This window comes from Mesonia profundi (assembly GCF_031085155.1).
Lineage (GTDB): Bacteria > Bacteroidota > Bacteroidia > Flavobacteriales > Flavobacteriaceae > Mesonia > Mesonia profundi.
This window is the reverse complement of the sequence record NZ_JAVHUL010000004.1, coordinates 52,903-68,325: the sequence shown is the minus strand read 5'-3', so window position 1 is coordinate 68,325 and position 15,423 is coordinate 52,903. Positions and strand designations below refer to the sequence as shown.

The following is a 15,423-nucleotide window of genomic DNA, read 5'->3' as shown; positions in this document are numbered from 1 at the left end:
TTTATTTGCCCGTAAAGATACAGAACTTCTTAGGAAAGCAACCTTTGCATCCCTCAAAATTGCAACAAAACTAATTTTATGACGTCTTTAAGGCTGTAGCCTATGTTTATTTGAAAAAAGCTTCCTATTTTAGCGATTGTTATGAGTAAAAACAACATCAACATAAAGAACCGGAAGGCTAAGTTTCAATATGAAGTCCTTGAAAAGTTTATTGCAGGAATAAAACTAGCCGGAACCGAAATTAAATCCATTAGAGCTGGAAAAGCTGGAATTGCCGAAAGCTTTTGCGAGTTTCATCACGGTGAATTATTCGTGATTAATATGCACGTAGAAGAGTATTCTCACGCTACGCATTTTAACCACACGCCAAAAAGTGAACGCAAATTATTGCTCAATAAAAAAGAATTGCGCAAGCTAGAGAAACAGGTCACTTCATCGGGATTAACCATTATTCCGCTTCGCTTGTTTATTAACGACCGGGGTTTTGCAAAACTCAGCATTGCCCTTTGTAAGGGTAAGAAAATCCATGACAAACGAGAAACCATTAAAGATCGAGATAGCAAACGCCGTTTAGATCGCATTAAAAAAGAATTTAACTAAACGCATTTCTTTTGAAAAAACTTTTACTCCTAGCACTTCTTATTACTTCATTTTCTGGATTCTCTCAAGTAGTCGGTAAGGTTACCGATGAAGCAGGCGAGCCCGTTCCTTATGTAAATATCTATCTAAAAGACACCTATAAAGGAACCACCAGCAACAACGAAGGAAATTATAAACTAGATTATGAACAAACCGGCACTAATACGCTGGTTTTTCAGTTTTTAGGCTTTAAAACCCTAGAGAAAGAGGTGAACATAGAGCGGTTTCCGTTTATTTTAAATGTTTCCTTAGCGGAAGAATCTACGAGTCTAGATGAAGTTGTTCTTAAATCTGGAAAGAATCCTGCGATTCGCGTCATTAAAAAAGCGATTGAATATAGGAAGGAAAATCTAGCTAAAACCGATGCTTATACGGCCGATTTTTATTCGCGTGGTTTATGGAAAATAAAGAATGCACCAAAGAAAATACTGGGCGCTGAAGTTGGTGACCTTGGCGGCGGATTAGATTCTACGCGTAGCGGAATTGTATATCTATCTGAAACCATCTCTAAGATAAAATTTAAAGCGCCAGATGAATTTCACGAGAAAATTGTGGCTTCTAAAGTAAGTGGAAATGATAACGGATTTAGCCTCAACAGTGCACGCGAAGCTAATTTTAATTTTTACAACAATACCATAGAACTCAATACGGAACTGGTTTCTCCTATCGCCGATTATGCGTTTAATTATTATGACTATAAGCTAGACGGTGTTTTTAACGACGAGCAAGGCAACCTCATTAATAAAGTAGAAGTGACTCCCAAACGTAAAAATGATCGAATCTTTTTTGGGTATATCTACATTATTGAAGACGATTGGGAGGTTTACGGGGTAGATCTAAGCACCACGGGAAAAGCCATGCAAATCACCCCTATTGATACCTTGGTATTTAAACAAAACTTTAAATACAATAAAAACGATGAGCTTTGGGTTAAAATTTCTCAAACCGTAGATTTTACCTGGGGAATTTTTGGCGTGAGTGGCGACGGACGCTTTTCGGCGGTGTATAGCAATCACGATTTTAGTCCGCAGTTTGATGATACGTCTTTTAGCAGAGAGATTATGAGTTTTGAAGACGAAGCCAATAAAAAAGACTCTTTGTTTTGGCAAGGCATTCGTCCTATTCCGCTAACGAATGAAGAATTAACTGATTATGTAAAAAAAGATAGCGTTCAAGAACGCAAAAACTCTCGTGTATATAAAGATTCTATCGATAGCGTAAGGAATAAGTTTTCGTTAACCGATCCTCTTTTTGGTTACAGTTATCAAAACTCTCACAAAGATTATCGATTCAGCATTAGCGGTCCAGTTACTGGATTGCATTACAATACCGTGCAAGGTTGGAATGTGAATTTAGACCTTAATTTTATCAAAAGAAACGAAGAAGAAAACACCTATTGGAATTTGTTTAGCGACATGAGTTATGGCCTAAGTGATGATCGTTATCGCGTGAGTGGAGGCTTTAGAAGCAAGCTCAACAACAAATCTAAACCTTTAATTAGCCTAAGCGGAGGGATTAAAGCGATGCAAATCAATGACACCGATCCGCTTCCGCTGTACGTGAATGACGCGGCTAACATTTTGTTTGAACGCAATTATTTAAAGCTTTACGATAAGTTATTTGCTGAAGCTACTTATACTGAAGAATTATTTAATGGTTTTCGCTTTTATTCCGCGTTAAGCGTAGAAAAGAGGAGTCCACTTTTTAACACCACAGATCATGTTTTTATCAACGATGATAACGGCGGTTATACGTCTAACAATCCTTTTGTGCCACAAGCTTTTGGATCGGCATCTTTTCAAGAACACACCATTGCGAAGTTAAAACTGAATGCGCGAATTAATTTCGGACAAGAATACTACAATTACCCCGACGGGAAATATAATGTAAACAACAACGATTTCCCTACACTTTGGGTGGGATATGAAAAAGGATTTGCTTCTGACATTAAACAATACAATTTTTATTTACTAAAAATTTCAGCAGATCAAACGCTGAGTTTACAAAATAAAGGAGAATTTAGTTACACGCTAAGAGCAGGGAAATTCTTTGGTGCCGAAGAAATTTCACTGGTAGATTACCAACACTTCCGTGGAAACCAGACCAGAATCAATTTAGATAATGCCTTAGCCAAATTTAACTTATTGCCTTATTACTCACACAGCACCAATGATGATTATGCCGAGGCGCATATAGAACATAATTTTAACGGATGGATTTTAGGAAAAATACCTGGAATTAATCAGCTTAATTTTAATATGGTGGTGGGCGCGCATTCGTTAATGACAAAAGCAAACAAACCTTACACTGAGTTTAGCTTGGGAATTAGTAATTTAGGAATCGGGAAATTTAGATTCCTACGTGTAGATTATGTACAACCTTACCAAGGCGGTTGGCAAAATGGAGCTTTTATGTTTGGACTTAGTTTTTAGTTCTTTGAAGGCTTTCTCTTTGGTACAAGCTTAGTTTAAGCTTCTTTATTTTAAAAAATTATATCAATCATGGATTATATTGAAATTATCGTAGTCTTCTTTAATATAGTGATTTGCATTCCTACTTTGGCTTCTATCACTAAACTTGACTATTGGTGGATAAGAGATTTTGATTTTCCTAGAATCCAGATTTCGGTTCTTATTTGTTTCAACATCATTGCAGCTTTATTTGTCTACTCTTTTGAAGATTGGTGGCATATTCTTATCGTAGCTATTCTCTTCTTCAACTTGGTTTATCAATGCTGGCTCATTTTACCTTACACAATATTTTGGAAAAAGCAAGTGATTAAATACGGCGGAGAAGATAACAATAACCAAATAAGTGTTTTAGTAAGCAATGTATTGACTACAAATAGAGATTATCACAAATTAATCGATTTGATTAAATCCCGTGATCCAGATGTGTTTTTAACCTTAGAATCTGATAAGGAATGGGAAAAAGCGCTTAATGTTTTTGAAAAGGAGTATTCCTATTCTGTAAAAGTACCTTTAGATAACTTGTATGGAATGCACTTGTATTCTAAACTAGCCTTAAAAGATATGGAAGTAAAGTATTTAATTAAAGACCATATTCCTTCTATACACGGTTCTATAGAGTTATCTAATGGAAAAATGGCTAATATTCACTGTTTACACCCAAGACCTCCAAGTCCTACCGAAAGTAAAACCTCTACCAATAGGGATGCAGAATTACTTTTAATGGGGAAAAAAATTGATAAAGATGCAGAATTAGTTTTGGTTTTTGGCGATCTCAACGATGTGGCTTGGTCTAGAACTACTAAATTATTTCAAAAAATTAGCGGATTAATGGACCCTCGCCGCGGAAGAGGTTTTTTTAATACCTACAATGCAAATTATCTTTTGATGCGTTGGCCTTTAGATCATATCTTTCATACAAATGATTTTACGCTTGTTGAAATGGCTAGAGAAAAGAATATTGGATCAGATCATTTCCCCATGTATGTAAAACTTAATTACACTCCTGAAGCCGAATGGAAGCAACACGATTTAAAATCTTCAAAAAGTGAAGAAGAGTGGGCAGATAAAAAAATAGAAAAAGGCAAAAAAAAATGAAGATTAGTTAATCTAGTTTTTATCCTCCAACAAAGGAACAAACCTAAATTCGCCAAACTCTTTTTTCTCAAATTCTTTCGCTGATTTACGTACAAACAAGTTCATCACCTGACTCTCTGTACCTACAGGAATCACCAACCTCCCTCCTACTTTTAATTGCGCCAATAAGGGATTAGGCACATAAGGAGCGCCAGCAGTAACAATGGCTTTATCAAAAGGTTTGTATAGAGGCAAGCCTTTGTAACCATCACCAAAAGTGAGGTATTTAGGCCTATAGCCTATTTTATTTAAAAAGAGTTTTGTTTTTTTATAGAGTTCTTGTTGGCGTTCTATACTATAAACTTGAGCACCAAGTTCGCATAAGACGGCGGTTTGGTAACCGCTTCCTGTACCAATTTCAAGGATTTTATCTCCTTTTTTTACTTCCAGTAATTGGGTTTGAAAAGCTACGGTGTAAGGTTGCGAAATGGTTTGATCTGCAGCAATGGGAAAAGCTTTATCTTGATAGGCATGATCTTCAAAAGAACTATCCATAAACAAGTGACGCGGAATCTTATTGATTGCCGCTAAAACCTTCTCATCGGTAATTCCTTTTTTTCTAAGAATTTCTACCAGATGTTGTCTCTTTCCCTGATGTCTAAAATTATCTTTCAATGCGCCAAATTTTTGCCTAAAAATAGCCAAAAATCTATTCAATCCTTGGCTATCTATAAAAGAAAATGTCTTTAAAAATAGTCGTGTCCGACTAAGATGTTAGACCGCTACGCTTTTAGATAATAGATTTAATTTCGATGATTTAAAAAACCAAAGCTTATTTTTTAATTTCAGAATTACTAGCCTAATATAAAAGTTGAGATTTTCTCTAAGGTCTTAATTCTTAATTAGTTTTTGAGTTGCAGCACCTTCTGTGGCAAAAATTTGTACAAAATAAACCCCTACAGGAAGTTGAGAAACATCATACGTATTTTGAGTCGTGTATTTCAAAACCTCTTTTCCGTTAAGGGAGAACACTTTTACTTCTTTAATTTCTTCTAATGTTTGAAATTGAAATTGCTGAGCGGTAGGATTAGGATAAAGTTGCACCTTTATTCTGCTAAAATTTTCACTGCTTAAAACGCAATTTTCTGAATATTCATAAATTCCATAAGTGATCCAATTACTGTAGATGTCCTGTTGATTCTCTGCCTGACTAGCATTGGTTACTTCTACGCAAATTGGATTATTTTCTCTAAACTCAGAACCAAAATCAAGCGTTAGATCACCTATCGCTAAATCTCCTCCTTTTAAACGTAAAATTTTTAATAAATAATTTTCATTAACATCTATGATATTTAAATTAGGATTATTATCAAGTATCACCACTTCATAATCTGCTCCTTCTATCTCACCGCCTTTCATATAAAATTCTTCTAAATCTATTAAAGAGGATAAATCTAAAGTGCCACCATTATCCACTCCATAAAGATATGACATATCTAAAACTTTAAGGCTTACAAAATCTTCAATCCCCGCAATACTGTGTATAAGGGAAGGATCTTGAATATTACTATCTAATAAATCTAAATCGGTGACATTGGCTATATCGCTGGTTAAAACTTGGCCATTAATGCTTTGGTCTGAATCGATTCCCAAATCAATTAAAGCTTGTTCAAAACCTTCATCTGGAATGCTCGTGGTTTGTGCGGAAATCGAAATTGAAAAAATTCCGAAAAGAAAAAGTAGTGTTGTTTTCATAGTGCTATCTTGGTTCCTACTAAATTACGTAAAATAAATATAAAGTCATTATAAGTATTTCATGTATTCCTAAATCTTCATTTCACAAAAATTAATACTACTTCTGTAAAAGAAATGCTATTTTTGTGAAAAACCAAATCGTATGCTTAACGTTGGAGTTATAGGTGCAGGGCATTTAGGTAAAATTCACCTGCGCTTATTGAATCAATCAGAACACTATAATTTAATTGGGTTTTATGACAGTAATTCTGTCTATGCCCAAGAAGTTTCTAAAGAATTTGACTATCCAATTTTTTCCTCTATAGACGATTTAATTGCGCAAGCAGATGTGATTGATATCGTTACGCCTACACTTTCGCATTTTGAAACTGCAAAAAAGGTGATAGAAGCTGGGATGCACGTGTTTATTGAAAAACCGATTACCAATACGGTAAAAGAAGCAGAAGAATTAGTGCAACTCGCTAAAAAGCATCAGGTAAAAGGACAAGTGGGTCATGTAGAGCGTTTTAATCCGGCTTTTCAAGCGGTGACTAAGATGATTGACAAACCTATGTTTATTGAAGCACACCGTCTAGCGGAATTTAATCCGCGGGGAACCGATGTGCCCGTAGTTCTTGATTTGATGATTCACGATATCGACGCTATTTTAAGTGTCGTAAAATCTAATGTAAAAAAAATTAATGCGAGTGGGGTTTCGGTGATTAGTGAAACTCCAGACATTTGCAATGCGCGTATCGAGTTTGAAAACGGATGTGTCGCCAACCTTACTGCCAGTAGAATTTCTTTGAAGCAAATGCGTAAAGCGCGTTTCTTTCAGAAGGACGCCTATATTTCGGTAGATTTCTTGGAGAAAAAATGCGAAGTAGTTAAAATGAAAGATGCTCCTGAAAGTCCGGGGGATTTTGATATGATTCTTCAAAATGCGGAAGGCATCAAAAAACAAATTTACTTTGATAATCCAGAGGTAGAAGAGAACAATGCCATTCTCGAGGAGCTAGAAACTTTTGCCGATGCGATTAACAACAATACCACCCCAAGAGTTACTTTAGAGCAAGGAACAAAAGCTTTACAGGTAGCGAAACAAATTATTGAAAGTTTTTCTAATTAAAATATATACGATCACATGAAGAATATTGCAGTTATTGGCGCAGGAACTATGGGAAACGGAATTGCCCACACTTTTGCACAATTTGGATATAAAGTTAACTTAATCGATGTTTCTGAAGATAACCTTTCTAGAGGCTTGGCCACCATTACCAAGAACTTAGACCGCATGTTAGCCAAAGAAAAAATCAGCGAAAGCGATAAAAATAATACCTTAGACAATATTACCACCTTTACTTCTTTAGAAAAAGGTGTAAAATCTGTAGGTCTTGTAGTAGAAGCAGCAACAGAAAATGAGAAGTTAAAGCTTCAGATTTTTAAAGATCTAGATCAGTTTTGTTCAGACGAGGTAATCTTGGCTTCCAATACCAGTTCTATTTCTATTACCAAAATTGCTTCGGTCACCAAAAGAGCCGATAAGGTAATTGGGATGCACTTTATGAATCCAGTGCCTATTATGAAATTGGTAGAAATCATTAGAGGTTACAGCACTTCTAACGAGACTACTAAAACGATTATGGAACTTTCTAAGGCTTTAAAGAAGGTACCAACCGAGGTAAATGATTACCCTGGTTTTGTTGCCAATAGGATTCTTATGCCTATGATTAATGAGTCGATTGAAACCTTGTACAATAATGTTGCTGGAGTAGAAGAAATTGACACGGTCATGAAATTGGGAATGGCACATCCTATGGGGCCACTTCAATTAGCCGATTTTATTGGATTGGATGTTTGTTTAAGCATCTTGGAAGTGATGTACGACGGCTTTAAAAATCCTAAATACGCTCCGTGTCCGCTTTTAGTGAATATGGTGCAAGCAGGAAAATTAGGTGTTAAATCTGGAGAAGGTTTTTACGATTACTCGGAAAGTAGAAAAGCAGAAAACGTTTCTGCTCAATTCAAATAAAATCATATGCCAAAAGTAACTCCTTTTAGAGCGGTAAGACCTACGCGCGATAAAGTAGGTCTTATTTCCTCTAGGCCATACCATCACTATACCCTAGCCGAAAGGGAAGCGCGTTTGGACAACAATCCGTTTTCGTTTTTACACATCGTAAATCCAGGGTATAAATACCATAAAGAGATTTCGGGTCCAGACAGGTATGAACTGGTAAAAAATAGATACCAAGAATTTAGGGAAGATCATATTTTTATTCAGGATAAAAAGCCTAACTATTACATTTATAGATTGATAGATAGTGATAAGCAAGTTTTTACGGGAATCATTGCGGCGACCAGCTTAGAGAGTTACAAGAGCAATTTAATTAAAAGACACGAAGAAACCATCGCCCACCGCGAGGATGACTTTAAAGATTATTTAGAAACGGTAGGTTTTAATGCAGAACCGGTCTTGTTAACGCATCAGGATAATGAAACTTTATCTCAGATTATAAAAGAGGTGACTAAAGAAAGGCCTGAATATGAGTTTACCACCACGTTTAGGGATACGCATTATTTATGGAATTTGGATGATGAGGCTACCCTGAAAAAAATTCAGGAAGAGTTTAACCATATGGACCACCTTTATATTGCCGATGGTCATCATAGAAGTGCTTCTGCTTATCAATTGTACGAAGAGTTTAAGAAGAACAATCCTAAACATACGGGAGAAGAGCCTTATAATTTTTTTATGAGCTACATTATTCCAGAGAGCAATCTTAAGATTTTAGAATTTAACCGATTGGTAAAAGACCTTAACGGATTATCAAAAGAGGAGTTCTTAATTAAGCTAGATAACTCGTTTAGAATTCAGAATAGAAAAAATACGTACTATAAACCTGAAGAGAAACATCAATTTAGTATGTACCTTGATGGGGATTTTTACTCGCTTCATTTAAGAAAGCTTAATTTTAAAATAGAAAATTCGCTTTCTCACTTAGATGCACAAGTACTTTATGAAACGGTCCTCCACCCTATTCTAGGCATTAAAGACCCTAGAAGTGATAGTCGTTTGGATTATGCGCACGGTAAAAAAGGAATGCCTTTTGTAAAAGGTCAAGTAGATAATGGCTCTTTTAAAGTAGGTTTTGGAATGGTTCCCGCAACGGTAAAGGAGATGAAAGATATCGCTAATGAAGGTCTTACGATGCCTCCTAAATCTACTTACATCGAACCTAAATTAAGAAGTGGAATCACTATTTACGAATATTAATGCAAGATGGAGATATGAGTATTGCAGCACAAATTAAAAAATACAAAGACGAGTTGCCCGGTGATGTCGACTTGGTAGCGGTTTCTAAAACCAAACCCAACGAAGCTATTTTGGAAGCATACGAAGCTGGACAGCGCATTTTCGGAGAGAATAAAATCCAAGAAATGACCGATAAGCACGAAGCTTTGCCCAAAGATATCGAATGGCATATGATTGGTCACGTACAAAGCAATAAGGTGAAATTTATGGCTCCTTATGTGAGCCTTGTCCACGCGGTACATAAATTAAAGCTTCTTAAAGAAATTAATAAGCGCGCAAAAGAAGAAGACCGTGTCATCAACTGCTTATTGCAACTAAAAATTGCTGAAGAAGACAGTAAATATGGGATGGAAGCAGACGAAGCTTTAAAAATTTTAAAGTCTGAAGCTTACCAAGAAATGAATCATGTAAAAATTGTAGGCCTTATGGGAATGGCTACCTTAACGGAAGATGAACAGAAGATAAACACTGAGTTTGCCTACCTAAAAGGAAAAATGGATGAATTCTCTAAAGAATTTCCAGCACTCACTACCCTATCTATGGGAATGAGCGGCGACTACCAAATCGCCATCAAGAATGGAAGTACGATGCTTAGAATAGGAAGCTCTATTTTTGGAGAACGAAATTATAATTAAAAAATATTTATAGTTGTACGCAATTGTTGACATAGAGACTACCGGAGGAAAGTATAATGAAGAGGGCGTAACCGAAATTGCTATCTATAAGTTTGACGGCCATGAAATCGTGGATCAGTTTATTAGCTTGGTGAACCCGGAACGCTCCATACAACCTTTTGTAGTTGGTCTTACCGGGATTAATAATGACATGCTTCGCAATGCTCCTAAGTTTCATGAAGTCGCGAAAAGAATCATTGAAATCACTACAGAATGTGTGCTGGTAGCACATAATGCAAAATTTGATTATCGAATTTTAAAAATGGAATACCAGAGGTTGGGATATACCTACGAGAGACAAAACATTTGTACGGTAGAACTTTCTAAAAAACTAATTCTTGATCAGCCTTCCTACAGCTTAGGAAAACTGACCAAAAGCTTAGGCATTCCCATCACCGATAGGCACAGAGCTAGCGGAGATGCCTTGGCGACGGTCAAGCTCTTTCAGTTGTTACTGAATAAAGATTCCGAAAAGGAGATCATTAAAAAGTCAATTCGAAAAATTCCAACCAATCAATTGGACAACAAACTCATTAGGATTTTAGAAGAGGTTCCCTCTAATGTGGGCGTGTATTATATGCATAATGAAGCTGGAGATATTATTTATATAGGTAAAAGTAATAATATCCGGAAACGTTTAAATCAGCATTTCACCAATGATAGCCATAAGTCTAAAAACATGCGTCAGGAGATTGCTGCCGTATCTTATGAGCTTACGGGGAATGAGTTATTGGCTTTACTGAAGGAGAATGATGAAATCAAGAAAAATAAACCCAAATACAATCGCGCTTTAAAGAAAGACATCTTTAATTATGCGGTTGAATCTTTTACCAACGAAGCCGGTTACATAGAATTTAAGGTGATGAAATCTTCTTTGGTAGAAGCGCCTCTAACGACTTTTACCACGTTAAAGCAAGCTAAAAACTTTATGGAAATACTTACGGAGACTTATGGTCTTTGTCAAAAATTTACGGGCTTGCATAAAACCGATTCTAGTTGTTTTAACTACTTCATAAAATCATGTGATGGTGCTTGCATAGGCGAAGAATCTCCCGAAGCCTACAATGAAAAAGTCCAAGAGGTTTTAAAACACTTTAGCTACCTTAATAAGAACATGATCATCGTAGACCGCGGAAGAGAAAACGGAGAAAAAAGCATTTTACTTATAGAGGATGGTAAATTTCAAGGCTATGGTTATGCATCTCTCAACCACCAAATTAGCAATATTGATATTTTAAAGAATATCATCGCTCCTATGCCCAATAATAGGGATGCGCAGCATATCATCCAGAGTTATATGCGCAGAAAAAAGAACATTAAGGTAATTGAATTTTAATACCGGAAGTTTATTCCTATTTTTATCATCTTAAAAAAATAAAAAAATATTGAAAAATAAATCCTCACTTACGTGGCGAGAAAAATTGCATGAAGTTATTTATGAAGCGGATACCGCCAAAGGAAAAACCTTTGACGTTCTTTTGCTCATACTTATTCTACTAAGTGTATTCTTTGTAGTGATTGAAAGTATCAAAGGTCTAGATGACTGGATGTACACGTTTTTATTTTATGCGGAATGGGTAGTGACTATTCTTTTTTCATTAGAATATATTGCTAGGGTCATAAGCATTAAACATCCAAAAAAATATATTTTCAGTTTCTATGGAGTCATCGACTTTTTATCTACGATTCCTTTATACCTTTCTTTTTTCTTAGCAGGAAGTACGGCTTTCTTAACCTTTAGAGCCTTACGTCTTTTAAGGATTTTTAGAATTTTAAAAGTAACGCGATACATTGGGGAAGGAAATAAATTGGCATCAGCTTTAAAAAGTAGTAAAGCCAAAATACTAGTATTTCTTTTTGCCGTAGTGATTCTTTCTTTAATTGCAGGTACACTTATGTACCTTATTGAAGGAGAGGATAGCGGCTTTACAAGTATTCCTATTGGTATTTATTGGACGATTGTTACGCTTACTACCGTTGGTTTTGGGGACATACACCCTGTAACTCCTTTAGGACAATTCTTAGCTTCTATCATTATGATTTTAGGATATGGAATTATCGCCGTACCTACAGGAATTGTTAGTGCTGAATATTCTAAATCTACAAGCTCTGGTTCTTTAAAGAACACGCAATCTTGTTATAATTGTGGAGAAGACAAACATCTAGACTCTGCTAAGTATTGTAATAACTGCGGATATTCATTACACGTCGATGAGTAAACCTTACCTCATTAATATTGTAGGTCCTACGGCAATTGGTAAAACCTCTAAAAGCATTGCTTTAGCACAGCATTTTTCTTCTGAAATACTCTCGGCAGATTCTCGTCAGTTTTATAAAGAAATGTGCATAGGAACCGCTGTCCCTACTCCAGAAGAATTAGCAGCTGCGCCACATCATTTTATACAGCATGTTTCTGTTTCAGAGCAGTATTCGGTGGGGGATTTTGAAAAAGATGCTTTCAAAAAGCTCGATGAACTTTTTGAAAAACATAAAATTCTATTCTTAGTTGGAGGAAGTGGATTATATGTGGATGCTGTGAACAAAGGATTAGATCATTTTCCTAAAGTAGAAGCTTCCATTCGGGAAAAATTAAATGTACAAGTACAAGAACACGGACTAGCATCTCTTCAGCTTCAGCTAAAAGAACTAGATCCAGATCATTATAAGAAAGTAGCACTCTCTAATCCGCAGAGAGTCATTAGGGCTTTAGAAATTTGTTTAGGAACAGGGAAACCCTACTCTAGCTTTTTAAATCATTCTGCTAAAGAAAGAAATTTTAACTCCATTAAGATTGGTTTAGAAGCACCCCGCCCATTAATTTATGAGCGTATAGAGAAAAGAGTGGATTTTATGCTAGAAAACGGACTTCTTGAAGAGGCCAAAGAATTATATCCGTTAAGAGAATTAAATGCGTTAAATACGGTAGGCTACAAAGAATTGTTCCAGTATTTTGATGGCACTTGGAGCTTAGAATTTGCCCTCAGCGAAATCAAGAAAAATACGCGTAGATTTGCCAAAAGACAACTCACCTGGTTTAGACGGGACGAGCATACGTTTTGGTTTCCCTATGATGCAGCACCACAAGAAATAGCAGACTTTATAACGCAAAAGGTTGACTAATAAAAACACAAGTTTTTATTAGTCAACCTTTGAAACTGAAAAGCTAATTTTTTTCTAAAAAATTATTTACTTTCCTCTTCTTTATTTCTGATCACAAGTCTAAATCCTTCCCCGTGAATATTTAAGATCTCTACATTTTCATCCTTTTTCAAGTATTTACGTAATTTTGCAATATAAACGTCCATACTTCTAGAGGTGAAGTAGTTATCATCTCTCCATATTTTGGTTAGCGCTAATTCTCTTGGCATTAAATCATTCTCATGCAAGGCCAATAATCTTAACAGCTCATTTTCTTTAGGAGATAGTTTAGATGGTTCTTCTTCATTAAAGGTTAAGAATCTCAATTTAGAATTCAGGAAGAAACCTCCTATTTGGAATTCAAATTGCTTACTATCTGCAATGCTATCTGTAGCTTTTCGCTGCATAATAGCTTTTATCTTCATAAGAAGTACTTCACTATCAAAAGGCTTGTTTAAGTAGTCGTCTGCTCCTACTTTATATCCTTTTAACACATCTTCTTTCATCGCCTTAGCGGTTAAGAAAATAATAGGCACTTCTTCGTTTTTCTCTCTAATTTCTTTAGCTAAGGTAAATCCGTCTTTATAAGGCATCATTACATCTAGAATACAAAGATCGAAATCGTCTTTTTTGAACTTTTCAAAACCTTCCATTCCGTTTTTAGCATGCACCACTTCATAGTCGTTCATAGCTAAATAATCTTTAAGAACGATTCCGAAATTTGGATCGTCTTCTACTAATAAAATCTTCTTGCTTTCAGTTTCCATATTTTTATGATATTAATGGTAATTTAATTATGAATGTACTTCCTTTTCCTTTTTCACTAAGAAGGCTAACTTCTCCGTGATGGTCAGTAACAATTTGTTTTACATAGGCTAAACCTAAACCGTGACCTTTAACGTCGTGAACGTCTCCTGTATGTTCTCTAAAAAACTTTTCAAACACTTTTTTCTGAACGATTTTACTCATTCCTTTTCCTTGATCTCTAATCTTTAGAATGACAAAATTTTTGACATTCTCTGTATAGATATCTATTTTTGGATTTCCTTCTGTATATTTTACTGCATTATCCAATATGTTTACAATCACATTGGTAAAATGAGTTTCATTCGCCAAAATAGAGGATTTTAACGCTCCAAAATGAGTTTTCACATAACCTTCTCTATCATCTACAATCAACTCAATATGTGTTACTGCATCTTCTATAAGCTCATGCAGCTTTAAACGTTCTTTCTTTATGTTAAGCTCGTTCTTTTCTAATTTTGAAATGCGAAGCACATTTTCTACTTGGGCATGCATTCTCTTATTTTCTTCCCGTATCATGCGCATATAACGCTGCATCTTTTCTGGATCTGAAGAAATTTTTGGATTCTTCACCGAATCTAAAGCCAAGTTAATAGTGGCAATAGGCGTTTTAAATTCGTGCGTCATATTATTGATAAAATCTGTTTTAATTTGAGAAATTTGCCGCTGCTTTATTAATTGTGATAAAGCACTAAAATATGCGATGATGATGATAAGTGTAAAAACAATGCTCAAAATCGCCATAAAAGCGATGGAAGAAAACACCTCTTTCTTTTTTTCAGTAAAATTAATGAACAGCTTATAGTTGGTGTTATCTGATTTGAAGATTGGAATCCCATAAGTTGCTGGAGAATTAAGTACGAAGCCTTCCGACTTAATTTTTGTGGCCAATGCGTCACTAAAGATTCCTATTTCAAATTTAGAATCTATATCTCTTGTTTTCATTTCAGCTTTCACCAGATGCCTAATTAAAGTGGTATCTACCCTCTTATATATAGGAAGTTCTGCTGCTTTTTCTTTTATTGCATCCAATAAAAGGAACTTTTCATTATCTTCTAATCTAGAAATTCTTTCAAATTTCTCTTGTGCCGAAAGTTGATTGGTACCATCAATATCATCATTTCTAACAATTCTCGTTACCTTACGATTGACTAACTTTTTAAAATCTATACTATCTTTTTCTTCACTTAAAAAAGAAGAGGATAATTTATAATCTTCTTGTAATACACTATTGGTGTAAAAGAAAGTCTCGTTGGTTAACTGGTCTTGTTTTATCTGAAAAAGCTCACTTAGTCTTGCGCTAGTAGGCTTGCTAGAATCAGCTAAAATGGCATATTGAATATAATACTTGTCAACTTCTTGGCTCTCTATCTCGCTTACTACATTAATAAGAATTTGCTTAGCATTGAATGAGAATTGTTCCTCATTTGTTTCTACCGTATTCTTAATCCAGTAGCCTTGCACAAATATGATCCCTATCAATGATAAACTCATTAAAAGAACAAGAAATAAGAATACTTTCTTTTTCATGTCTTCAAAAGTAAGATTTTAACATTTAGAGATAAACTGGTTT

At 35.3% G+C, this 15,423-nt stretch carries 14 protein-coding genes; 10 read left to right on the top strand and 4 right to left on the bottom strand.

Annotated elements, in window-relative coordinates:
- Positions 1 to 141 precede the first annotated feature (141 nt).
- The 3 genes from smpB to RBU60_RS02550 all read left to right on the top strand — a co-directional run bounded on the left by smpB (position 142) and on the right by RBU60_RS02550 (position 4,205).
- Positions 142 to 600, top strand: a complete 459-nt coding sequence (gene smpB / locus RBU60_RS02560) for an SsrA-binding protein SmpB (RefSeq protein ID WP_308863092.1) — start codon at positions 142 to 144, stop codon at positions 598 to 600.
- 11 nt (positions 601 to 611) lie between these two features.
- On the top strand, positions 612 to 3,071 hold the full coding sequence (locus RBU60_RS02555) for a DUF5686 and carboxypeptidase regulatory-like domain-containing protein (protein ID WP_308863091.1): 2,460 nt from the start codon (positions 612 to 614) through the stop codon (positions 3,069 to 3,071).
- Positions 3,072 to 3,140: 69 nt separating this feature from the next.
- Positions 3,141 to 4,205, top strand: a complete 1,065-nt coding sequence (locus RBU60_RS02550; RefSeq protein ID WP_308863090.1) for an endonuclease/exonuclease/phosphatase family protein — start codon at positions 3,141 to 3,143, stop codon at positions 4,203 to 4,205.
- Positions 4,206 to 4,217: 12 nt separating this feature from the next.
- Here the strand turns inward: RBU60_RS02550 and RBU60_RS02545 are convergent, their stop codons facing one another.
- Together RBU60_RS02545 and RBU60_RS02540 are read right to left on the bottom strand one after the other, a co-directional pair.
- The gene (locus RBU60_RS02545; protein ID WP_308863089.1) at positions 4,218 to 4,859 is read right to left on the bottom strand and encodes a protein-L-isoaspartate(D-aspartate) O-methyltransferase; all 642 of its coding nucleotides are present in this window, start codon (positions 4,857 to 4,859) and stop codon (positions 4,218 to 4,220) included.
- Between the two features lie 216 nt (positions 4,860 to 5,075).
- Positions 5,076 to 5,939 (bottom strand): T9SS type A sorting domain-containing protein, encoded by an 864-nt coding sequence (locus RBU60_RS02540; protein ID WP_308863088.1) that lies wholly within the window; start codon positions 5,937 to 5,939, stop codon positions 5,076 to 5,078.
- Positions 5,940 to 6,081: 142 nt separating this feature from the next.
- Here RBU60_RS02540 and RBU60_RS02535 point away from each other — a divergent pair, with 142 nt between their 5' ends.
- Genes RBU60_RS02535 through miaA form a run of 7 tightly spaced genes read left to right on the top strand, consistent with a single transcriptional unit; the run spans position 6,082 to position 13,028 of the window.
- Positions 6,082 to 7,047 (top strand): Gfo/Idh/MocA family protein, encoded by a 966-nt coding sequence (locus tag RBU60_RS02535; RefSeq protein ID WP_308863087.1) that lies wholly within the window; start codon positions 6,082 to 6,084, stop codon positions 7,045 to 7,047.
- A 15-nt stretch (positions 7,048 to 7,062) separates the two neighbouring features.
- Complete coding sequence (locus RBU60_RS02530; RefSeq protein WP_308863086.1) at positions 7,063 to 7,950, top strand: 3-hydroxybutyryl-CoA dehydrogenase; 888 nt, start codon at positions 7,063 to 7,065, stop codon at positions 7,948 to 7,950.
- A 6-nt stretch (positions 7,951 to 7,956) separates the two neighbouring features.
- On the top strand, positions 7,957 to 9,195 hold the full coding sequence (locus RBU60_RS02525; RefSeq protein WP_308863085.1) for a DUF1015 domain-containing protein: 1,239 nt from the start codon (positions 7,957 to 7,959) through the stop codon (positions 9,193 to 9,195).
- Between the two features lie 14 nt (positions 9,196 to 9,209).
- Complete coding sequence (locus tag RBU60_RS02520; protein ID WP_308863084.1) at positions 9,210 to 9,869, top strand: YggS family pyridoxal phosphate-dependent enzyme; 660 nt, start codon at positions 9,210 to 9,212, stop codon at positions 9,867 to 9,869.
- Between the two features lie 13 nt (positions 9,870 to 9,882).
- A complete protein-coding gene (locus RBU60_RS02515; RefSeq protein WP_308863083.1) occupies positions 9,883 to 11,244 on the top strand; it encodes an exonuclease domain-containing protein in 1,362 nt (453 codons plus the stop codon).
- A gap of 49 nt (positions 11,245 to 11,293) precedes the next feature.
- Positions 11,294 to 12,127, top strand: coding sequence for an ion transporter (locus RBU60_RS02510; RefSeq protein WP_308863082.1), 834 nt, complete (start codon positions 11,294 to 11,296; stop codon positions 12,125 to 12,127).
- Positions 12,120 to 13,028, top strand: coding sequence for a tRNA (adenosine(37)-N6)-dimethylallyltransferase MiaA (gene miaA, locus RBU60_RS02505; RefSeq protein ID WP_308863081.1), 909 nt, complete (start codon positions 12,120 to 12,122; stop codon positions 13,026 to 13,028). Before RBU60_RS02510 ends, miaA begins: the two co-directional genes overlap by 8 nt.
- Before the next feature lie 62 nt (positions 13,029 to 13,090).
- Here the strand turns inward: miaA and RBU60_RS02500 are convergent, their stop codons facing one another.
- Both RBU60_RS02500 and RBU60_RS02495 read right to left on the bottom strand, forming a co-directional pair.
- Positions 13,091 to 13,813: a response regulator transcription factor gene (locus RBU60_RS02500; protein WP_308863080.1), complete on the bottom strand. Its 723-nt coding sequence runs from the start codon at positions 13,811 to 13,813 to the stop codon at positions 13,091 to 13,093.
- A 4-nt stretch (positions 13,814 to 13,817) separates the two neighbouring features.
- Entirely contained in the window at positions 13,818 to 15,380 is a 1,563-nt protein-coding gene (locus RBU60_RS02495; RefSeq protein WP_308863079.1) for a sensor histidine kinase, read from the bottom strand.
- Positions 15,381 to 15,423 lie beyond the last annotated feature (43 nt).